The 21,939-nt window shown below is 49.2% G+C and carries 22 protein-coding genes; 14 read left to right on the top strand and 8 right to left on the bottom strand.

Annotated features, from left to right (window positions below; translation table 11 throughout):
- The first annotated feature begins 97 nt into the window (after window positions 1-97).
- Window positions 98-616 (top strand): transposase, encoded by a 519-nt coding sequence (locus tag KOO62_12165; protein MBU8934744.1) that lies wholly within the window; start codon window positions 98-100, stop codon window positions 614-616.
- A 307-nt stretch (window positions 617-923) separates the two neighbouring features.
- Here KOO62_12165 and KOO62_12160 read toward each other — a convergent pair whose 3' ends face one another.
- Genes KOO62_12160 through KOO62_12135 form a run of 6 tightly spaced genes read right to left on the bottom strand, consistent with a single transcriptional unit; the run spans window position 924 to window position 5,757 of the window.
- The gene (locus KOO62_12160) at window positions 924-2,468 is read right to left on the bottom strand and encodes a hypothetical protein (GenBank protein ID MBU8934743.1); all 1,545 of its coding nucleotides are present in this window, start codon (window positions 2,466-2,468) and stop codon (window positions 924-926) included.
- A 38-nt stretch (window positions 2,469-2,506) separates the two neighbouring features.
- Window positions 2,507-3,262: an SDR family oxidoreductase gene (locus tag KOO62_12155; protein ID MBU8934742.1), complete on the bottom strand. Its 756-nt coding sequence runs from the start codon at window positions 3,260-3,262 to the stop codon at window positions 2,507-2,509.
- Window positions 3,255-3,566: a hypothetical protein gene (locus KOO62_12150; GenBank protein MBU8934741.1), complete on the bottom strand. Its 312-nt coding sequence runs from the start codon at window positions 3,564-3,566 to the stop codon at window positions 3,255-3,257. Before KOO62_12150 ends, KOO62_12155 begins: the two co-directional genes overlap by 8 nt.
- Window positions 3,563-3,958, bottom strand: a complete 396-nt coding sequence (locus KOO62_12145) for a 4'-phosphopantetheinyl transferase superfamily protein (protein MBU8934740.1) — start codon at window positions 3,956-3,958, stop codon at window positions 3,563-3,565. Before KOO62_12145 ends, KOO62_12150 begins: the two co-directional genes overlap by 4 nt.
- Before the next feature lie 7 nt (window positions 3,959-3,965).
- A complete protein-coding gene (locus KOO62_12140) occupies window positions 3,966-5,285 on the bottom strand; it encodes a beta-ketoacyl-[acyl-carrier-protein] synthase family protein (protein MBU8934739.1) in 1,320 nt (439 codons plus the stop codon).
- The gene (locus KOO62_12135; GenBank protein MBU8934738.1) at window positions 5,278-5,757 is read right to left on the bottom strand and encodes a beta-hydroxyacyl-ACP dehydratase; all 480 of its coding nucleotides are present in this window, start codon (window positions 5,755-5,757) and stop codon (window positions 5,278-5,280) included. The genes KOO62_12140 and KOO62_12135 overlap by 8 nt, the downstream gene beginning before the upstream one ends.
- Before the next feature lie 402 nt (window positions 5,758-6,159).
- Between KOO62_12135 and KOO62_12130 the strand changes: the two genes are divergently transcribed.
- The 3 genes from KOO62_12130 (at window position 6,160) to KOO62_12120 (ending at window position 9,949) form a co-directional block, all read left to right on the top strand.
- Window positions 6,160-6,783 (top strand): CDP-alcohol phosphatidyltransferase family protein, encoded by a 624-nt coding sequence (locus KOO62_12130; protein ID MBU8934737.1) that lies wholly within the window; start codon window positions 6,160-6,162, stop codon window positions 6,781-6,783.
- 90 nt (window positions 6,784-6,873) lie between these two features.
- On the top strand, window positions 6,874-7,815 hold the full coding sequence (locus KOO62_12125) for a ribokinase (protein MBU8934736.1): 942 nt from the start codon (window positions 6,874-6,876) through the stop codon (window positions 7,813-7,815).
- A gap of 247 nt (window positions 7,816-8,062) precedes the next feature.
- Window positions 8,063-9,949: a hypothetical protein gene (locus tag KOO62_12120; protein ID MBU8934735.1), complete on the top strand. Its 1,887-nt coding sequence runs from the start codon at window positions 8,063-8,065 to the stop codon at window positions 9,947-9,949.
- Window positions 9,950-10,028: 79 nt separating this feature from the next.
- On the opposite strand, the gene hemL is transcribed toward KOO62_12120, so the two are convergent.
- Window positions 10,029-11,330: a glutamate-1-semialdehyde 2,1-aminomutase gene (gene hemL / locus KOO62_12115; protein ID MBU8934734.1), complete on the bottom strand. Its 1,302-nt coding sequence runs from the start codon at window positions 11,328-11,330 to the stop codon at window positions 10,029-10,031.
- A 14-nt stretch (window positions 11,331-11,344) separates the two neighbouring features.
- Window positions 11,345-12,271, bottom strand: coding sequence for a hydroxymethylbilane synthase (hemC, locus tag KOO62_12110; protein MBU8934733.1), 927 nt, complete (start codon window positions 12,269-12,271; stop codon window positions 11,345-11,347).
- Window positions 12,272-12,583: 312 nt separating this feature from the next.
- Between hemC and rpmE the strand changes: the two genes are divergently transcribed.
- The 10 genes from rpmE to KOO62_12060 all read left to right on the top strand — a co-directional run bounded on the left by rpmE (window position 12,584) and on the right by KOO62_12060 (window position 21,837).
- A complete protein-coding gene (rpmE, locus tag KOO62_12105) occupies window positions 12,584-12,799 on the top strand; it encodes a 50S ribosomal protein L31 (protein ID MBU8934732.1) in 216 nt (71 codons plus the stop codon).
- Window positions 12,800-12,927: 128 nt separating this feature from the next.
- Window positions 12,928-13,920: a DUF1385 domain-containing protein gene (locus KOO62_12100; protein ID MBU8934731.1), complete on the top strand. Its 993-nt coding sequence runs from the start codon at window positions 12,928-12,930 to the stop codon at window positions 13,918-13,920.
- Between the two features lie 62 nt (window positions 13,921-13,982).
- Entirely contained in the window at window positions 13,983-15,068 is a 1,086-nt protein-coding gene (gene prfA / locus KOO62_12095) for a peptide chain release factor 1 (GenBank protein ID MBU8934730.1), read from the top strand.
- A complete protein-coding gene (locus tag KOO62_12090) occupies window positions 15,065-16,066 on the top strand; it encodes a hypothetical protein (GenBank protein ID MBU8934729.1) in 1,002 nt (333 codons plus the stop codon). Before prfA ends, KOO62_12090 begins: the two co-directional genes overlap by 4 nt.
- Window positions 16,063-16,926, top strand: a complete 864-nt coding sequence (prmC, locus tag KOO62_12085; protein ID MBU8934728.1) for a peptide chain release factor N(5)-glutamine methyltransferase — start codon at window positions 16,063-16,065, stop codon at window positions 16,924-16,926. Before KOO62_12090 ends, prmC begins: the two co-directional genes overlap by 4 nt.
- 2 nt (window positions 16,927-16,928) lie before the next feature.
- On the top strand, window positions 16,929-17,579 hold the full coding sequence (nth, locus tag KOO62_12080; protein ID MBU8934727.1) for an endonuclease III: 651 nt from the start codon (window positions 16,929-16,931) through the stop codon (window positions 17,577-17,579).
- 250 nt (window positions 17,580-17,829) lie between these two features.
- The gene (locus tag KOO62_12075; protein ID MBU8934726.1) at window positions 17,830-18,171 is read left to right on the top strand and encodes a carboxymuconolactone decarboxylase family protein; all 342 of its coding nucleotides are present in this window, start codon (window positions 17,830-17,832) and stop codon (window positions 18,169-18,171) included.
- Window positions 18,171-19,040, top strand: a complete 870-nt coding sequence (locus tag KOO62_12070; GenBank protein MBU8934725.1) for a hypothetical protein — start codon at window positions 18,171-18,173, stop codon at window positions 19,038-19,040. Before KOO62_12075 ends, KOO62_12070 begins: the two co-directional genes overlap by 1 nt.
- 49 nt (window positions 19,041-19,089) lie before the next feature.
- The gene (locus KOO62_12065; GenBank protein ID MBU8934724.1) at window positions 19,090-19,587 is read left to right on the top strand and encodes a hypothetical protein; all 498 of its coding nucleotides are present in this window, start codon (window positions 19,090-19,092) and stop codon (window positions 19,585-19,587) included.
- A gap of 147 nt (window positions 19,588-19,734) precedes the next feature.
- The gene (locus KOO62_12060; protein MBU8934723.1) at window positions 19,735-21,837 is read left to right on the top strand and encodes a hypothetical protein; all 2,103 of its coding nucleotides are present in this window, start codon (window positions 19,735-19,737) and stop codon (window positions 21,835-21,837) included.
- Window positions 21,838-21,939 lie beyond the last annotated feature (102 nt).

The following is a 21,939-nucleotide window of genomic DNA, read 5'->3' as shown; positions in this document are numbered from 1 at the left end:
TCGACAATACAACACGTAACAATGTGAGGAATGTCAAAAACGGGGTTTATCAACAAGCCCCTTGCTATGGGATTTGTGAACTTGTATACTGACTTCAATGACACAACTTCGACATTACGATAATCTGGGCACGGCCAGATTCGTTACTTTCAGTACCTACCGGCGACAGCCAACTCTGATTGATTGCCGGACCGTAACAGTTGTACTGAACTATCTCGATGCTGCCCGTTCGAAACACGGTTTCAGACTATTGGGTTATGTAGTCATGCCGGAACATATCCACCTGGTTTTGCATCCACCAGATGGTATGAAACTGGGTTTTGTGATTCGTGAAATCAAATCACGTTCAGCGAGGGACGTTTATAGCCATGAACCGAACGCACCGAAGGGCGTACGTCGTGTATTCTGGCAATTCCGATGTTACGACCATAACTGTAGGAGTCCTGAATCTGTCGTAGAAAAGATTCGTTACTGTCATAACAATCCTGTCAAGCGAGGAATGGTGGCTTCTCCGGATGAATGGCAGTGGTCGAGTTGGGTTTGTTATCATGGTGCCAAAGATGTTCCTTTGGTGGTGGATGTTGAGGAATGGTATGCATCGGTCCTATCGAACTAGACCCACAGCAAGCTGTGGGGCACCAGCGCTTTATTTTTTCTAACCAATATTTTCCATATATAGCAATAAGTTACTGATTTTCCCCTCTGCGCGTGGTTAGATTATTAATAGGTGCGAAGGGTAGAAACGAGAGCATCAAAATCACGAAACCTGATTACAGATTTACAATAACCTCTCAGAAGTAGATGACTGTCAAATCAAGTATCGTTCAGTACAGCTTAGATTTCAACTCCGGTTATCCGAATTGTATGAAGTGTACAAGTGATTCATTCCTACCCGGCTTTCCACTATTATTGAGCCAGAGACCTCATTTTTCATTTTCCTGCCACTCAAGTAACCTGTTTATTGAGTAGCTTGCAATTTCACCCGGTTCTTTAATCAAATGGGCTATCAACTCTTTTTGTTCGGGTTGAGTTTTGTCGATTTGAACTTCATAGTAACCAGTAGTACTGAGAAAGACCGATCGTTTCAGACTACTATCAGAAGGATACGCCGGCGACGCAAAACTCACTTCAGCCCAATCCCCGATTGTAGGCATAATGAAATAGTCGTTATCGGAAAACCCAAGTTGGCCAGTAATATCAGCACCCGTCATATCGTTACCGGCGACAATCCTCTCAATTTGTGGTGTGATAATCGTATTATCATCATATTCAACAGAGATATAATCAATTGTCCAGAAACTCTTAGGTGGATGCATTTTCAAGTTTAAATTGTTTCCAGGAATATCACTGACATCAATTTCAATAACTCTATCTTCAGACACATACGGTCCTCCCCCAAATATCATGCCGCGTTGAATCACCTCTTCACCTTTTTCAAGATGAAGTTTAAGAAGATACATTTCTTCACGAAGATTGAAGTGAGCCAATTCAATAATTTCCGGTTCCCAATTGTTCACCGCTTCGTACCAACGATCAACACCGTCACCTCGCATCTGAAGCATTTCTCGAATCATGTTTGATCCCCAGATTGCCGTTCCCGCATTTACAATTATACGTGCGGAGGTCGCATTCTCAGGTTTTTCAAACTCGAATGTTAAATGGTGTCTGGTGTCATGATTTGCATTGAGTTCCTGTTCTATCAGTCTTGTCTGCCATGCTGACTGGTCGTTGTTTATCACAAACGGGAGGATATCACGGTTTTGCTCGTCATAAGCTCTGTAGGGTGACACCGGTTCTGAAACAAGATGTAATTGTCCCGAAGTATCCGGCACTACGATCTTATCAGGGTCATGATCGATAATAAATAACTTCATCTCATCGAGGTATTGTGTTTCCTCTACTTCGTTCTGCAATCTTAAGCGGTAAGTGCCATCGACTGGCTTAACGTAGTCAAGCCGAGACAGCTCTGAACGCTGTAGTCCTTTACATATAGCTCCACCCAGAGGTTCAGCATCAAAAACATATTTGCTGCCATCCCAGGAATAAACAAAAGGACATGATTCCTTCAAAGCTACGGCGATAAGACCAACAATCAGGATAATACCTGCCGCCACAGCGATCACTGCCACGAACGATCCAAGAGGATCCGCGCGTTCCACCCACACCTGAGAAACTGAATCGACTGGAATGAGAATTTTCTGATACGTTGTTGTCGTAGCTTTCTTCCCTTGATATAAGGTTTGTTCTGTTTTTTGGGGTACAAGGCCGCTGATTTGTTTACTTTCCTTGAGTAATATTCCTCCTCGATCGGTGAACTTGACAATTTCGCCGTTGGCAAGTGTAACAGCGATTATCCGTTCTGTTGCCGGATTAACATTTTCGACTCCTACCTTGGCTGTTTTTGTACAGGCAATCATCAGGTTAATGAGCGCCACCATCAGCAACGCTACGATAATCTTGTTCCACATCTTACCACTCCCACCGAAACACTTTCGGTTTTTTTATGCTATAGCAGCGAGAAACCACCATCAGCAATTACAGTTTGTCCATGCATCCATCCGGCGCGATCCGCAACCAGCAAACTTACTACATCAGCTATATCTTCTGGCTGCCCGAGACGTCCAGCCGGGGTACTCTCGACAACTTTTGCTATCAGCTCCTCGTAGCCCGGAAAATGTTTGATAGAGTCTGTTTCAATGAATCCTCCCGCGACACCGTTTATTCTGATTCCTCTTGGAGCCAGCTCCATTGCCAACTGTCTGATAACTGCTTCCAATGCCGCCTTCGAGACGCCGATAGCACCATAGTTCGGAACCGCTCGTTTACTTCCGAGACTCGAAACCGCAACTACGACCCCTTTTTTCATTAGTTCCATTGAATGCTGCACACAGAGGAGAAATGCCCGCGTGTTGATATCCATCGACATATCCCACTGATTGGGTTTAATTTTATGAAGCGGTTTGAACGCACCAAAAGCGGCGCAGTGTACTAGAATATCAAGACAATCGTACGATTCCCGGATACGACTGAAAAGCTCAACAATTTCCTGCGGATATGCAAGATTAGCGCGTACTGTAAGACAACGGCCACCAATACTATGAATTTTATCAGTGGTAACTTTTGCGGCATCATCATCCTGAACGTAGTTTATTATTATGTTATTAATTCCATCATGAACCAGCCTAAGAGCAATAGCTCTGCCTATCCCGCGAGAACCTCCGGTCAGGAGTGCTACCTTATCGTTGTCTGGCTGTTCACTCATTTTTTTCCCTTTGATCAAGAAGCAAACGTACATAATCGATAATGAATTGCACCGTAAACAGGTTGTCGAATTTTACTGCGGTGAGATTTTTACCAAGGTAGTCAGTCATTGCTCCCTGATCTATCTTAGAACCTATTGCTTGTTCAATACGGAATCGGATATCAACAATATCAATCGATTCCGCTTCCAAATCTGAAAATAACCGAGCTGATGGAACTATTATATCCTGAGGTGCCAGTAACGCTTCCCTGATTGAAGTAGTTACTATTTCAGCAACGTCTATTTGACTCATTTCCCGGGTCATTTTGATTCCCCTATTATGAAAGCCATACTGTAGGCAGTGGATACACTAACGCTTCCTGTCAACCTCATGATCCCAATCTGGCTTATGAACTTTTTTATTTTCCCAGATGTCTCGACAGTAACGTTATCCTTGCCGCTCACAACAATATCAGACCAGTCGAAACCAACGTCGAATGGCAACCCGATAGCTTTTACTGCTGCCTCTTTGGCGGCAAACATTGAAGCAAGAGAACCGATCTGCTCATCTGTCAGTTCTCCATCAGATTCATCAATCCCGGCGTCCCGAAGTTCGTTTTCAGAAAAAAAATTGTCTTTAAGCAGAAATATATTCTTGCAACAAATGGACCTTATCTTATCCAGGCTCACGATATCAATTCCAATTCCATAAACCATGATTCACTCAAGACAGATCGTCATATTTTCTTAACGCCAGGCAGGCGTTCTGTCCTCCAAAACCAAACGAGTTGCTCATAACGCAATTCAAATTCATCTCGCGTGCTCTATTTGGTACACAATCCAGATCACACTTCTCATCCGGTTCTTCGAAATTAATCGTGGGAGGAATCACGCTGTTTTCAATCGATAACACTGAAGCGGCGAACTCAATCGCGCCCGCCGCCGCGACCAGATGTCCCACCATCGATTTTACCGAACTTATAGCAAGTTTGTGGGCGTGATCTCCGAATACTTGTTTGATTGCGAACGTCTCGGTTCTGTCGTTCATTTTTGTTCCGGTCCCATGAGTGTTGATATAATCTATCTCTTCCGGTCTTATCCGGGCATCCTCAAGGCAATTATTCATTGCCGTAATTGATCCCCAGGCCTCATCTGGTTCGTCGGTAAGGCGATACGCGTCGTTCGTACTGCTGTAACCACAGAGTTCGGCAAGTATTCTTCCCCCTCGACGACGACAATGTTCGAACTCTTCCAAGATAAGAACCGCAGCTCCCTCTCCGATCATAAATCCATCCCGTCGCCGGTCAAAAGGACGGGCCGCTGTTTGCCATTCTTCGTTATTTTTTGAAAGCACCCCCAGCATACTAAACGCGACCAGACCATATGGATTGACCATTGAATCCGCTCCACCCGCAATCACAACATCGGCCACTCCAGATCGAATCTGTCGCATCGCCTGTCCTATTGACTGGGCGGATGATGTACAGGCAGTGGTAGTTGTGTGACAATTCCCCCTGGCATTTGCCATAATCGCGATCTGCGCCGTAGGAACATTTGAAAGACCACACAGAGGGGTCAGAGGATGAATATTCTCAAGTATGTTAATCCAAACCTTACTGTAATCAATTTCTCTGCTATTATCAGTCTTCATTGATAATAATAGAGTATCGAGTAACTTTCGGGAATGCCCGGCATCCCACAATCCAACTCCCCCGGCTCCCATCGAAGTACCCACTCTGTAGGGATCAAGGCTAGAAAAATCCAGACCGGAATGTTCGATCGCTTCCTGAGCAGCGATAACAGCCATTCTACCGGGCCGTGACAGAGTCTTCAAAGATTTTTGGTTCTTGACGTATTGACCAAGTTCACTATCCCCCATCGGTATTTGAGCCGCGAAACGAGTCGGAAGGCTGGATACTTCCGGGGAATCCAGTAGAGTCACGCAACGTTGACCCGATGAAATGCCATCCCAGAAACTTGTGATACCCACACCATATGGTGAAACCACACCTATACCGGTAACCATTACCCGACGATCAGGCATCGTAATCCTCCGCCCATTCAACTCCTTCAAGTTTCGCTCCCCTGAGGAAATTTTGGTACATTACTTTTGTCATCGATTTCATCGATGGTGGATAAAAATTATCAATTGGTTGTAATGAGAAAGTAAGACGGCCGTTAGTGACAACTTTTCCTGATACTCGGATTATTCCGTCTAGTTGGACAATCGCATCGTCAGTAGAGATCTGAGTCATCTCTACTTCCATCTGGTCACCGGGTCGGACAATATTTCTGAATTTTACGTTGTTGACCAGGACCAATATCGCTTTGCGAGTTAATTTGGAAGACAGCTCTAGTAAAATCGTTGCTGCCTGAGCCATAGACTCAATTTGCATCGCACCGGGCATAACCGGATTGCCGTAAAAATGGTCTGCATAAATGTCTTCAGATAAAGTGGCACATTTGACCGCAGTCACACTTCTGTCAGCAATGACCTGTAAAACCCGATCAATCATTAAATAGCGCATACATATACACCTGTAGAGTTGCAAGCTATGGCTATTAGATAATTCATAATCCAAACTGTTTTGTAAATTATCAACAAACATTTAGAAGACGCCGGTAATCATTGTTGTATTAGTTTTGTCGAGAGTGAGCCCATCGGAACAACCGTGAACCACCCCTTTCCGCCTTCACTGAGCCATTGCAAATGGTGGGGACCCTTCCCGCTATGGATCGCTTACACTCCGAAGGTCGGCTACACCAAGGAGTTACACAAGAAGACAGCCGGGGGGTCGTCAATTCCCCATTAAAAAAAAGAGCCGATGCCCCCTTTGAAAAAAACCTCCGGCTTTCATTGACTGGGACGCAAAACCAACCTATGTTGGACGAGGTTTTACTGGAAAAGGAATTGCGGTTTGCCGACTATCAACGAACGTAAACGACAGATATACGAAGAATCATCAATGGCCCTCGGACGGGTCTGTGTCAAGCTGGGTTTTAAACCCAACGTCATCACAATCGTTTCATTCTTCTGCGGCATAGTGTCCGGCATATTCTTCTGGCAAGGCGAATGGCTTTGGGGTGTATTCTGGATGATCGTCACCTCGTTTACCGACATGCTCGACGGAGCAACAGCCCGAGCTGGTAAGCTGTACACCGTTTTCGGTGGTATATTTGACCATGTTTTTGACCGCTATGGTGAGTTCTTTATCCTGGCCGGGATCACGATGTCAGGTCGGGTTCATCCTGGCTGGGGACTGTTCGCTTTGTTTGGGATGATCATCGCCTCGTATACTCGTGCCGCCGCTGAATCGATGGGCAAAATCGAAAACTGTGCGGTGGGAATAATGGGCCGAATGGAGAAGTTCATCCTTATCATAGCCGGTTCCATCTTGGAGTGGTACATTCCGATAGGTGCCTGGCCGAACGGCGGATGGTTGGAAGTGGCTCTAATTATTGTCGGCGTGACATCGCATATTACCGCTTTCCAGCGACTCATCTACACCAAGAAAGTCCTGGGAGATAAACGCGAATTATGAGGGACGAAGTCCCCTTTTCTTAAGTATGGACGTGAACTGCAGACCTGCGATCCTACCCATGTTAGAATCTGAAACTTGAGGCCATCATAAGTGATAACAGCTATCGGTAATCCCGTTTACGATTATATCAAGACCAAAAAAGTCAACCCGGATGGTCGTGTGCTTTCCGGATGCTCCACCAACGCTGTGTTAGCCCTCTCCAAGATGGACGAGCCAACTCGTCTGGTGGGAGCCGTTGGCGACGACTACAAAGAGCAGTTCATAGCCGATCTGGCCGTGCATGGCATCGAGCATAAAATCGTCCCCTCACCTGAGACGGGCGGGTTCTCACTGATCTACTACGACGACTTTGGCAACCGTACGCTCGATCTGCTGGGTCGGGCAGCCGATATTGGCGAGATCAATTCTACCTGGTATACGGATTCCAAAGCGGTATTGATTGGCCCGATTCTTGGTGAAGTTTCGTTTGACAATATCCGTACCATTCGTAAGACATTCGATGGACTGTTTTTCTGTGACCCACAGGGATTGATTCGCGGCGCGGATAAAGACGGTCGGATCTATCACGAAAAAGTTGATGGTATCAATGAAGCTCTTGGGCAGTTTGACATCGTTAAACCGAATGAACTTGAAGGCCAGATTCTCACCGGGCTTGATTGCCGCGACAACCCCTACGAAGCGGCGAAGATAATCCACGCCTGGGGACCGAAAATCGTCATCGTTACTCTGGCGGAATTAGGCTCGATCATTTACGACGGCAAGCAATTTTATGACATCCCCCCGTATAGTATTGATCTGCTCGATTCCACCGGTGCGGGCGATACATACATGGCTGGGTTCACGTTTGAATATCTCAAAACCGGCGGTGACATCCATCGGGCAGGATGCTATGCCTCGTGTACTTCATCGGTGATGATAGAAAACACCGGCCCTGATTTTTCCATGACGGAAGCGATGATCCGCAAGCGGCAGGAAAAATTGCTGGCGATAAAGGATTATAAAGTCGTTGTGAAATGCAACGGCAATGGTTGATTGAGACCCTTAACGTAGACTTGTCTCCTGGGTGTCCGTCATCCTGACCGGAGTCGAATGGTGATGATACAAATCCCACAGCAAGCTGTGAACCACCATGCCCCTGAGCCCGTGAGCGTTTGACTTCTCGTCAGATTTGGTATATATTCCCAACGTAAGTATCCAACGACGGAAATTTCAAAGTGCTAATGAGTCCGTTGTCTTTGAATCGGTGTGTATGATGAATGACAATAGCCGAACAAAAGGGATGTTGCGTTTAGCGATCTTCATGTTTGTAGCATATCCCCTGGTGATCTCCGGCTGCGGTGATTCAACACCCACTGCGCCGTCTGATTCCCTGCCGGATGCGATAGGTTGGCAGATTCAGAATCCGACCCCGACGTCGCATAGTCTGTTCAGCATCACTTTCGTTGACGCCAATACGGGCTGGGCGGTGGGAGGGAATGGAACCATACTGCACACTCGGGATGGTGGCGTCAGTTGGAGCCATCAGAGTAGTCCGGTCGATTTCACACTGTGGAAAGTATTCTTTGTTAATCACCAGGAGGGTTGGATTATCAGCAGGGGAATGTATGAGAATGTCATTTTGCATACCGCCAACGGTGGTGACAAATGGGAGATACAGTCCTCCATCGCGACCGCCCGGCAGAGCGACGCCCATTTTGTAGATTCGCGACACGGTTGGGTGGTAGGCTGGGATAGCACAATCTATCACACTTCCGATGGTGGTGATACGTGGGTAACACAACAAACACCTCCGCTCGGTTACATCCAGACCTACTTTGAGGGGGTCTTTTTCATCGATTCACTGCGCGGCTGGGTCGTTGGTCATAACGGCCTGATGTTGAAGACAACCGATGGTGGCGGCAACTGGATTTCGAAAGGCGGAGAGGGTGGTGGTAACTTCAAGGACATTATTTTTGTAAATGATACCCTGGGGTTTGTATACACACTGGATGGGATGATTTTGCGCACCATTAATGCCGGCTGGAATTGGAGCTTGCTGGAGAATGTCCGAGGCTGGATGCGCGGTATCTCCTTCTCGGATGAAATGAACGGATGGGTGGTGGGCGAGTACGGACGAATTTACCACACGCATGATGGCGGTGACACCTGGACTCTTCAGGACAGTCTGCACACTCGGTATCTGTTTGATGTTTACTTTCACAATAGTGATACCGGTTGGGCGGTGGGTGAGAGAGGGGCAATCCTGCGAACTCTAAATGGTGGCGAGGACTGGCTGCCTATGAACCAAATTACTCTTGTTGATCTCAAAGAGACCGATTTTGTTGACAATCGTCGCGGTTGGGCGGTTGGCAAGGATGGGGTTATTGTGCACACCGCCAATGCCGGCCAGACCTGGACGCATCAGTCCAGTGGGTTCACGGGTCGGTTGTGGGGCGTTGACTTCTTGAATCAAGACGTCGGTTACGCCGTGGGGGATACCGGAACCATACTGAAAACCACAGACGGGGGGTTGAATTGGTCCCGCCAGTTCACCGGCAGTCCGGCACAGTTGATTGCAGTAGATTTCGTGGACGAAGACACCGGCTGGACGGTTGGTAGTGCCGCCACTATCTTCCACACGACGGATGGAGGAGCTAACTGGATCGCTCAGGAAAGCGGTGTTATTGGTCGGGGGAACCTCTGGAGTGTTGACTTCCTTGACAGCCAGCGTGGATTTGCTGTCGGACGCGAGAACCTCTTGCTCCGGACGTATGATGGTGGCGAATCCTGGCAGCACCTTGAGGGTCTCGTTGAAATGACCTGGCTAATAGACGTGCAGATGGTTGATGATACCACCATATGGACGGTCGGCGCGTGGGTGTTATTTGTGTCAACTGACGGAGGAGAAACCTGGATTGGCATTCCCGGTTGGGAGGTTGGGAAGACCTATCACTATTTGATCTCAGTGAACTTCGTAGATCTAGACCACGGCTGGATTGTGGGGGAACATATGATGGAAAGCTCTGGTTCAATCATCTACACCGACGATGGTGGTCAAACCTGGACCGACCAGTCACTGCCTGTCTCAAACGGATGTTACTCCGTGAAGTTCATCGACCAGTATACCGGCTGGGTCGTCGGTGCAAATGGATTGATTGTTCACACCACAACCGGCGGCATCCCGTAAGTCACCTCTCAGAATCGCTTAAAATCCAGATTGGACTGTGCCGTGCCCGGCAGACGCCCCCGTCTGCCGCGGATTCAATTCACACCCGACCCGACGCTCCGTGCTCCGCAATGACCATCAATATCTTGTCTGCCGCTTCGGTCAGCATCTCATCGGTATGAACCGTCGAGACAAAGGACACTTCGTATCCCGATGGGGGTAAATAGACACCGGTTTCTAGTAATGGGCCATGAATGGCGTTGAATCGCTCGATACCGGTCGTATCTACTTTGTGCGCCGCATGGGGGAGTTCATCCTGGAAAACCAGCCAGAATATCGAACCGATTGAAGCGACGTGAACTTGTTTGTCGAGCAAAGACGACCGTAGATAAGAAACCAGCTTGTTTGTCCTCAGTTCGAGGTCCATATAGAGCTGTCCGTCGGCCAGTTTCTCAAGAGTGGCCAGACCGGCGGCCATCGCGACCGGATTGCCCGAAAGCGTTCCTGCCTGGTAAACCGGCCCCTCAGGTGACAGCATGTTCATTATGTCAGCCCGTCCGCCGAAAGCGCCCACCGGCATGCCTCCGCCGATGATCTTGCCAAACGTTGTCAAGTCGGGAGTTATTTCGTAGAGTGCTGCCGCGCCCCCCATTTCCAACCGGAAACCGGTGATAACTTCATCGAGGATTAATAACGCTCCATGCTTTTCGCAAAGCGACCGCAACTTCCGCATAAAGCTCGGTCGCTGTATAAGCAGGCCATTATTGGCCGGGACGCCTTCGATGATAGCTGCCGCTAACCTATCGCCGTTGACCGCAAAGAACTCTTCGAGTTTCTCTTGATTGTCCAACGGCAGGATAGCGGTTAGGGAGGTAAACGCCTCAGGCACTCCCGCCGATGAAGGCTCCCCGAAAGTAGCTAGGCCCGATCCGGCTTGAACCAACAGGTAATCGCTGTGGCCGTGATAGCATCCCTCGAATTTGAGGATCAAGTCTCTTCTCGTGAAGCCGCGAGCCAGACGAACAGCTGACATCACCGCCTCGGTGCCGGAGGACACGAACCGTATCTTCTCCACATGCTCAACATGATCCACTATGAATTGAGCCAACTTGTACTCGACCTCGGTCGGGGCGCCATAAGTCATACCACGTTCGGCCTGATTCATAACCGCTTTGACCACATCGGCGTCGGCATGACCAAGGATCAACGGTCCCCACGAACAACAGAAATCGAGATACCGGTTGTCGTCGACATCTATGAAATATGGTCCATGTGCCCGCTCGATAAAACGCGGGACACCGCCCACGGATTTGAAAGCCCGGACTGGTGAATTGACCCCACCCGGAATAACTTGTTGTGCCTTCTCTATCAACGAAGCCGATTTCTCGGTACGATCAGACATACTCGATTTTCTCCTCAGTCCTGGTTCGCTTTGTAGTCATTGCTGGTAAGGTCGGCATAGACCGCATTAACGACTTCATCAACACTTTTACCATCCGCCTCTGCTTTGTCCAGACCTTTCCACGACGACCCGTCTCGCTTACCCAGAACGGCCGCCAGATGGAATCGATCTGATTCAACTTCGGAATAAACTCCCAATGGCAACGAACAGCCGGCATCAAATAGCGCCAACAGACCACGCTCCAACGCCACTTCGATACGTGCGGATTCGGAGTCCAGCGTAGCAATCACCTCCTCGATCTCCGCATCAGACGACCGGTTTTGTATGGCCAGAATACCCTGACCCGGTGCGGGCAAGAACAATTGTGGGGCGAGCCATACTGCTTCCAGGTCAGACAAATCGAGATTCAGTCGTGTCACGCCTGCCGCAGCAACAATGATAGCATCATAGTCACCTTGACGCACCTTCTCAACGCGCGTGGGCACATTGCCCCTGAGGTCTTTGATTCTGAGGTCCGGGTTATAAAACGCGATCTGACTCTGTCGCCGAGCTGAACTGGTCCCTATCACGGCTCCCGCAGGCAAAGGCAAGACACCCGATTCCTGGCGCAAACCGGGTCGCATGATAAGAAATTCCCGCCGGTCTTCCCGAAAGCCAACCGCCCCCACTGTTAGTCCATCCGGCATCGTGGTTCTGAGGTCTTTGAGGGAATGCACGGCCAGATCAATGCGTCTCGTCAGCAGAGCCTCTTCAATCTCTTTAGTAAAGAAGCCCTCACCTTCCATTTGATCGAACGATCGATCCGTGATCCGGTCACCAGTTGTCTTGATGACCTCGATCTCGACCGCAAGGCCGGTTTTGTCTTCGAGTTGATCTCGAACGAAACGGGACTGGGTCAGGGCCAGTTTTGAGCCGCGTGTGCCGAGTTTCAGAGTTCGCACAATTACCATTTCTCCAATTGGTTCAGCAATTATAGAATAAATACGGTTTCGGGCGATCAAAAGCAACCATTCGCACAGGTTAGGCTGACCAACTGCGACAAAATCATCATGGACTGGAGACAAATACTACACCTACAGGCTCGAAAATGATAAGGAATTGGAGCTATTTGCCATGTTTTTTCGGGCAAAAGTCTTTGCGAGATAGCACTTGCCAAAAATTGCGATAGGTGTATATTGAGTGGCTCTGCGGTCCGATACTTAGATTGGACCGGGATAGGAAGAGAAATAGTATCGTTTTTTAAGGAAGTTGAAGTGAAAGCCAAAATTCACCCAAAAGTTTTCGATGTCGAGGTGACCTGCGCTTGTGGCGCCAGTTACCCTACCCGATCAACTCGGAAAAAGATCAATGTGGAGATATGTGCTTCCTGCCATCCGTTTTTCACCGGTAAACAGAAACTGGTGGACACGGCTGGTCGTGTTGAGCGTTTCCGCAGGAAATACGCGAAGTTCCAAAAGAAAGACAATTAGCAGCCGTTTATTGGCCGCTATCCTGTTTTGCGGTGCCTATGAATCAGAAGCATAGGGCCGCTTTTCAGTTTGGCCAAGATTCTGGCGTCGGCCTGTCTTCCAGGTCGGAACTATTGTAGCCTGATATTATGCCGGACCTGAACATCGGTGGACAAGCTGTAATCGAGGGGGTTATGATGCGGTCGAAGGACCGGATCGCTACCGCCGTGCGCAAACCCGACGGCGAGATTCTGATCAAAACCGACCCCTATCGTGCCATTTCCAAGCGCCATAAGATTCTGGGACTGCCTATTGTTCGCGGGGCGGTGTCGTTTGTGGAGATGATGATAATAGGCATCAAGACACTCAATTTCTCGGCCGATGTCGCCATGAAGGAACTGGAGAAAGCCGAAGCTGAGGCCAAAGGTAAAGAGCAGGACGACAAACCTCCTCGATCGAATAATCTTATGCTCGGTCTGACGGCCGTTTTTGCGGTCGGAGCCGGGGTTTTCATTTTCTTCTTTATTCCGCTGGCTATCTCACAGTTTATGGGAGTTGATCGCGAAGCAGTTGGTTTCAATCTGGTGGCTGGCGGAATACGATTGACTATGTTTTTGATATACGTTTGGGTGCTTTCTCTTTTTGGTGAGTTCCGACGTATCTTTGAATATCATGGGGCTGAACACAAGTCCATCTACTGCTACGAAATGGGAGACGAACTGATCCCAGAGCGGGCTAAAAGTCATACACGGTTTCATCCGCGTTGTGGAACTTCGTTTATTCTCATCGTGGCCCTGTTTGCCATTGCCACTTACGCCATTTCCGACACGCTCTACGCAATATGGATGGGGCACGCACCATCCCTTCTAGCGCGCTTTGGCATCCATTTTTCGTTGCTGCCGCTGGTAGCTGGTGGATCATACGAGTTGCTGAAACTGTCCGGCAAAACACGCGATAACAAGGTTACTAAGATTCTGATACGCCCAGGACTCTGGCTACAGAAGATTACGACCAAGGAACCATCGACGGAGCAACTCGAAATTGGTATTGCGGCTCTTAAGGCAGCGCTTGGAATGGAGCAGGACAATGTCACCACTTATTCCGACGATACTACTCTGGTTCATAGTGACCCCCATCAATAGCCTTGCCGCAGATACTAAATTGACTTACAATTGATCTGGAGTGAAAACCTCACGGATATTCTATGTTAGAATTGGTCGACAAATTAGAAGAGAAACTGGACGCTATCGATAAGCAGATGGTGGCTCCTGAGAACTTGACGGATCAGAAGAAAATGATCGAGTTCAATAGGGAGAGGCGTCGAATTGAGAATATCCTCGAGTCTGGCCGCCGGTATCGAACCGTCAAAACTGGTCTGACTGATGCCCAGGAAATCATCGCGGCTAACGAAGATGAAGAACTGGTTGCCCTGGCTCGGGAGGAACTGGAGCTGTACCAAGCTCAGATTGAAGACGTTGAAAAAGATTTCCGTCTCAGATTACTTCCTCGCGACCCCAACGACGACAAAGCCGCAATTGTTGAGATCAGGGCCGGCACGGGTGGCGATGAAGCTGGGATTTTCTCTGGTGATGTCTTTCGGATGTATCAACGATTCGCCGACAATCAGAGGTGGAAGCTGGAATTGCTCGGGTCACACCCCGCATCTTCCGGTGGTTTCAAAGAAATCACCTTCTCCTTGACGGGCGATGAAGCTTATGGCAAGATGAAATACGAATCCGGGGTTCATCGGGTACAGCGAGTTCCATCGACAGAGACCCAGGGGCGAATTCACACTTCCGCCATATCAGTGGCCGTTCTGCCGGAAGCCGAGGAAGTAGACATTGAGATCAAAGAAAACGAGATCAAGGTTGATGTCTATCGTTCTTCAGGACCGGGGGGACAGTCGGTCAATACCACCGACTCGGCCGTGCGTATCACGCACCTGCCGACCGGGTTGGTAGTGACGTGTCAGGATGAAAAATCGCAGCTAAAGAACAAGACAAAAGCAATGAAAGTGCTGAGAACTCGCCTTTATGATATCAAGATGGCCGAGCATGATGCGAAAATTGCAGCTGAGCGACGTTCAATGGTTTTGACTGGTGACCGCTCCGCCAAGATTCGTACCTATAATTTCCCGCAGGGACGAGTCACCGATCATCGTATCCGCCTGACTCTATACAAACTGGATCAAATCATGCAAGGAGCAATAGACGAACTGATTGATGCTCTGCGTCATCACGATCAGGAGAATCGTATGAAACTGCAACAACAGGACGGAGTTACGCCGTGAACATTGCACGATGGGCAGTCGCCCTGCTACTGACAGTGATGCTATTATATGTCGCGAGGACAACCTCTCGTGGGCGACCGGAGTTCCAAACGCACACAGAGAACGGTTACACCTTCGAGTACACTACGGTGCCCAAGATAACTGAGAAGACAACCGACCGGTTGACTTTAAAAATCACCGGTCCATTTGAGCCCGGGGTGAACCCTGTTATCAGGCAGGTCAGATTCAGACAGGATAGTGATACTCCCATCAGTAAGTACGGTTCAGTCCCTCTGTTGGTCGAGGACTCAGCGACGGGGCTTTATTCGACCCCGATTACTGCCGGCGACAAGGGTGGTAAAACACGGTACTATTTTGAGGTTCGCGACAACATCGGCGGTCGAAGAGCCGTCTTTTTGAATCCGGACAATGAGCCGTTTGTGTTGAAGTACATCGGCGAAGTTCCCACTGTGGTAGTGGCCCTGCATATCTTTTTCATGTTTGCCACCGTCTACTTTGTTGTTCTTGGCATGTTACATGGTCTCAATCTTGTTCGCGGAGGGGTTGATATCTATGCTTTCGGACGGGCCTTTTTTCTGGCTACCGTTTGCGCCTTTGTCGGGGGATATCCGTTTGGATTTATGATGAACGCCTACGCCTTTGGAGTAATCTGGGAAGGAGTGCCATTCGGTACCGACGCCACCGACAACAAAACACAGTTGCTGTTTGTTTATCTTGTTCTCGTTGCTCTGGCTTCTATCGGTTCCTGGAGTCGCGGCAAATTGGGGCGGGATATCTTCTCACCCAAAACACTTGGTTGGCTTGGCACAGGGAGTTTTTTCCTTCTTCTGGGAATCTATCTGATTCCGCATTCGATCCAATTCGCACCGTTACTCACAAAGATTGTCTGCTGGAGTTGGATTTCACTCGTGGCGGTTCTATACCTGCTGGGACTGTATCTTAGCCAGAGGGATGCAAAATCAAAGGGCAAGGCACGATCGAGGATTTCCGGGGCGTGAACCTGAGACTACCGCTCCTTATTGCAAAACTAAGTGATCGCCTGGTAAAAGCCGGCATTGATCAGGGTTTGGCTGAAGTAGAAATAATTCTCTGCTACTTGCTGAATGTCGATCGGCTCAAGTTATACCTCGACGGAGAAAAACTGCTAACTGAAGAACTTCTCGCTCGGCTCGAGGAGATCGTCGCCCGCCGGATGACTCGTTATCCTCTTCAATTCATCCTCGGTGAGGCCTGGTTTTATGGCCGTCGATTCGTTGTGTCGCCAGCAGTGATGGTGCCTACCCCTGAGACAGAGATGTTGTGTCAGGCGGCTATGGGTTTTGTCCGCAGCCGCAAATACGAACAACCGAAGATTCTTGATATGGGAGTTGGCTCTGGGGTGGTTTCTGTGACGCTGGCCAACGAACTGGAAAATTGCTCAATCGTGGCGGCTGATATCTCAAACGAAGCTCTGGAAATAGCCCAGCAAAACACAAAAGAGCTGGGCGGAACCGACCGGATAAAGTTTCTCCAGTCCGACTTCTTCTCCAGCATTGATTCCACTGAACGATTCGACCTGATTCTTTCGAATCCACCTTATATATCGGAGGAAGAGTACCGCGATCTCCCGCCCGAAGTACTGGCCGATCCTAAGGTATCTTTGGTCGCCGACGATGACGGCCTCAGTGCGATCGCACATATCATTGAAGCCGCTCCGGCCTATCTTGCTCGTGGGGGACGGATAATGATGGAAATCGGCTACAATCAGGCCGACCGCGTAAGCCGCCTGACCGAAACTGATGATCGCTTTCAATCGATTGCAATCCTGAAAGACCTCAATGATATCGACCGAGTAGTGATTCTTTCCTGTGACGAATGACCATGCCACGAGAGAAACTCGCTGATAAGATTGCTCGTACCCGCAAGATCATCCGGCTTTTGAGTATGCACTATCCGGATGCCGATTGTACTCTCAATTTTAAAACAGCTCACCAACTCATGGTGGCCACAATCCTATCCGCCCAATGTACCGATAAGCGCGTGAACCGGGTGACGCCCGGTCTGTTTCGGAAATATCGTTCGGTGACTGATTTCGCCGAAGTTGAGTTGATCGATCTGGCCGTCGATATTCGGTCAACAGGCTTTTTCAACAGCAAAGCGCGATTCATCAAGACCTCGGCTCAGCAGTTACTCGCCCGGCATGGCGGTAAAATGCCAGAGACGTTACCAGAACTGATAAAACTGACCGGAATCGGTCGAAAAACGGCCTCTGTTATTCTTGGGGCTGCATATGGCCTGGCGGAGGGAATTGTTGTAGATACGCATGTAGGCCGTATCAGCCGTAGATTGAAGTTAACAGTTCGAAAAGACCCTGTTGGGGTAGAATGCGATTTGATGAAGATCATTCCCGAGAAAGACTGGATCGTTTTTTCGCACCTGTTGATCTACCACGGCCGGGAGATATGTTTGGCTCGGAGCCCGGCCTGTGAAAGTTGTTTCCTGGGAGGGCTTTGTCCCTCTTCCACTACATGATTTTCTGGACTTTGTACCATCAGTCGCAGGGTGCCATGCTCTAATTTGTTTGGGCATGATTGATAGTCAGATTTGTAGGTCAGTCCACCGCGGCGGATTGCGGTCCTGACTTCTGCATCAGGAGGACAAGCCTCCTGACCTACTGGTGGTTTCGCCGCAATCGGCTGCCCCAAGCCGAGGTTTCTGCCGATTGCCGTTGCCCGGGATGCTCCCCCGGACTATATTCTGAAAACAAATTTGGGAGCCAATTATGTCCGACAGAGTAAAAGAGTTTAGAGAGGAACGAGAGCGGCTTAATGAAGTCCTTCTCTCGCGCAGCAATCTTAATATCAAGCGGTTCTTTTCGCTCGACACCGCCGTTTATCGAGATGGCGCCCTGGATGCCAGGACTAAGGAACTGCTCGGATTGGTGGCGTCGCTGGTTTTGAGATGCGATGATTGTGTGACCTACCATACTATTCGATCTCGTGAGGCGGGCATCACCGATGAAGAGTTCGATGAAGTGATGTCCGTTGGTTTGATAGCTGGAGGATCAATTACGATTCCTCACATCCGTCGGGCCGTTAAATTGTGGAAGGAGATGGAAGACTGATGCGATTGATCTCATGGTGCCTATTATTACAGTTGGTTCTGGTCGCAGGGATACAGGCTCAATCTGATCCCGGAGAGCAGATGGCCGCCGCTTTCGCGGAAAAATACCCTTTCTTTACAATGAAAGATACCGCTTTTTCGTTTGAGGGGGAGTTTGACCTTCCGGATGGTTACAGTTGGCCAGACTCAGCCAAATTGACTCCATACCAGTCCTGGATTTCCGGCTTTCCGCTTTGGCATCGGCACAAACCGGTGGGCGTTTGGAAAGGGGGCAAGGAGTTCGAGTCAAAGGATATCTCCCGCGTTGTGCACCTCCCGTGGAAAGGACCCACTTTTTCTGACGTTGGTTTCCCATTATATATTCTGGCGGAGTATCTGGTACACACCCACCGTGAAGTTGATTTGGCAATTGCGCTAAAAGGCGGCGATACTTTCGACTATCCCACATGGCTTCACAGCAAAGAGACTCTTTCCGGACTGGGGAAAGTCATGTTTCGTCCAAGTGAACCCAGAGATTCCAGCGCCAATGAGTATTACCGGTTTCTAAACATGCTCCAGAGACATTCTACCTATAAGAGTCTGGCGACCAATTGCGACTCTGTCGCAATCAAAGATGTCGCCCCTGGGGACATCTTCATAGGCTACAATGAGATAGGCGCGAAGGGAGCAGTCTATTTCGTTCTCAACATGATAACTAACGTGACCGGTGAGCGACTTTATTGTGTAGCAACTGGGTGCCCGGTGGCCTGTGATTTTCATATACCGCTAGTGAACCTCGATCGGGACGATCCCTGGATCACTGCCAGCCGAATGTTGGAATTGGTCGCGGACTATTCACACCATGGAAGCTTCCGCTGGCAAGGATTATAACCTCCTCAATAGGCCGCCGCCAGCGGTGATAGTCAAATGGAGAGAGAATATGAATTACTGGTGGCTTGTATCAGGAGGGATTGGGCTTGTTACGGCGTTTATTCACCTAACTAGAGGTCAGTTTGACGTCATCAAGCCATTTTTACATTGTGACTTAGCCGCGGTTCCAAAGGCAACGCTTCATGCTTGCTGGCACATGGTCACCGTTATTCTGTTCGCGTCGGCAATCGCATTGCTGTATTTGGGTGTGAATCCAATTGGCAAGGGTAGTAATGTACTTGCTCTGTTTATCGGTGGTCAGTTTGTAGCGTATGCCATCGTGTTTCTGGTTATCGCACTTGCTGGGAATTGGAGTAAAAAAACTAATCCGCCTAACGCAGTGGACCCTATTGCTTCCAATTGGAGTATTGTCCATTATTGGGAGCTTAGTGGCCTAACAACTCACCACACCCGACCATACTCACCAACGTTCGAAAGCAGCTGCGCTATGCTTTTTGTGATTTCTCTCACAGCGGAGTACGCTCTGCAAGATCGGCGTGGTGGGTGAGATAAAGACTGTTCTCTCCGGGTCGGATCTATTCATAACTTGCGTAGGCGTCATATCAGGCACGATTTCGTTTGACATAAGGTTGCACAGAACTTAGTTTAGCCCCGTCAGATAACTAAGAAACCTGTGTTGGGAGGTATACATACCTTGAATCGTAAAGGCTTATCCAGACTTCAAGCACTACTGGTGATAACTGCTGTTGCCGTTGCCGGGATGCTCATGTTTACCAGTTGTGATGATAGTGATGATGTTACAGGTACCGACGGAGTGTCATCCGCCTGGTCTATCAATGAATTGACGCTGGAGGGTAACCACTTCCGAGGCGTTTCCTTTGTCGATGAAGACAATGGCTGGCTGGCTGGGCTCGGCGGAATTATCCTTCGAACCGACGATGGAGGCGATTCCTGGCACATGCTGAACAGTGTAACGGAAGCTGATATCTGGGATGTGGATTTCATGGATACAGACACCGGATGGGCTGTCGGCGATAATGGCAAGATACTTCGAACCGGCGATGGCGGCCTGACCTGGAGTTCCGCCTCAGCCGAAATTACTGACAGAACGATTTTCGACTTAAAAGTCCTGTCTGGTCGCAAGCTATTAACAGTGGGCGGCGGATCAAAGGTGTTGTTCTCGCTTGATGGCGGGCGAACCTGGGATTCAATCAGTGTCGATGATGGCAGCGCCGATCTGTTCGGCCTGGACATCTCTGGTGATGCTGCGGTGGCGGTTGGCGACAGCGGCCGAATTATTGTCGGCTCGGATTATAACGATATCTTCAGTCGACTCGTTGCCGACTCGGTCAGTATCGACACAATCACATGGCTTAATGTGATAGATACAATTGTTATCGATACACTTGACCCGCCCGAACCGGAGACGACTTTTGTTGAAGACCCTAACGACTCTATCCCGGATTCAATTTATATCACTCTTGACACCCTTATGCACACTGTCGATACAGTGTGGGCCGAATGGAATGCTGTAACCAGTGGTGTTACGACAGCTATCAACTCGGTGGCTATGGTGAGTAACACAACCGGCCTGGCGGTTGGTGATGACGGAGTTGTCCTGGCTACTGCCGACGGTGGGGCTACATGGACCGATGCCTCAATCGTGGATGTCACTGAGGACCTGCTGAAAGTACGCTTTGATAATACCTCGACCGGCTGGATCGTCGGTGAAGGCGGAAAGATTTTGTACACCACGGACGGCGGTAATAATTGGACCAGTCAGACCAGCGAAGTCACTCATGATCTGTACGACATTACCAGTCGGACTACGAGCAATCTGATAGCAGCTGGTTCCCTGACCCTGATAAAGACATCCGATGGCGGTACGACCTGGCAGGCAAACCCGAGTGGGACCATTAGCACACCGTCGCTGATGGATATCACATTTGTAAATGACAGCTTGGGTTTTGCAGTTGGTTTTGGTGGTGCTATTTTGAGGACGACCGATGGCGGCGAGACCTGGGAATACCGGCGTCGAAATAAGGAATCCTTTGTCGATGAGTGGTTCACCGAGGTTCAGTTCTGGGATGAAAGCACCGGCTGGAGTATCGGATTTACTCCCACCCAGGGAGCGATCTGGAACACAGCCAATGGTGGAGAATCATGGATAAAGCAATCTACTGATGATGAAGAATGGACCAGCCGGGCCGAAGGTATGTTCTTCCTTAATCAGGATATTGGCTGGATCGTTGCTGTAGATAAGGTACTTAAGACCACCGATGGTGGCGCAACCTGGACTGACTTATCCTTGATATTGACCACCGATCTTTCCGGTATTGCCTTCGTTGACGAGTTGACTGGCTGGGTCGTGGGCACGGCTGGCACCATCCTGAAGACTGAAGACGGCGGAACGGAATGGACAAATCTGACCAACGAGGAACTGATCTCCAATCTACATGACGTCACCTTTGTCAACGATACCACCGGTTGGGTGGTAGGCAATTTGGGTACAATTTGGAGAACTATCGACGGTGGTAGTAACTGGGTCGTTGATTCTACCGCTAATACTACAGTTGGGTTGAATACTGTTTTCTTTGCCGATTCCGCCAACGGATGGATAGTTGGTTATGGTGGAACTATTCTGCATACCGTCAATGCCGGACTTACCTGGACTAAGCAACCCAGCCCGACCCCCGCCAACCTGAACAATATCTGCACCAGTGACTCAACGCTGAATAAGCTGTGGATTGTTGGTGAGGACGGTCTGATTATGTCGACGACAACCGGCGGGAATTAGTACCTGCACAGAATTATAGATTATTCAAAGCAGGCCCTTTTCGGGGCCTGCTTTTTTTTGGTTCGTCCGATAATTCAACGAAAGATGGAAAAGCTAACCGCC

It is taken from the genome of Candidatus Zixiibacteriota bacterium (genome assembly GCA_019038695.1).
Lineage (GTDB): Bacteria > Zixibacteria > MSB-5A5 > GN15 > FEB-12 > B120-G9.
This window is presented reverse-complemented; position numbering and strand designations above follow the sequence as displayed.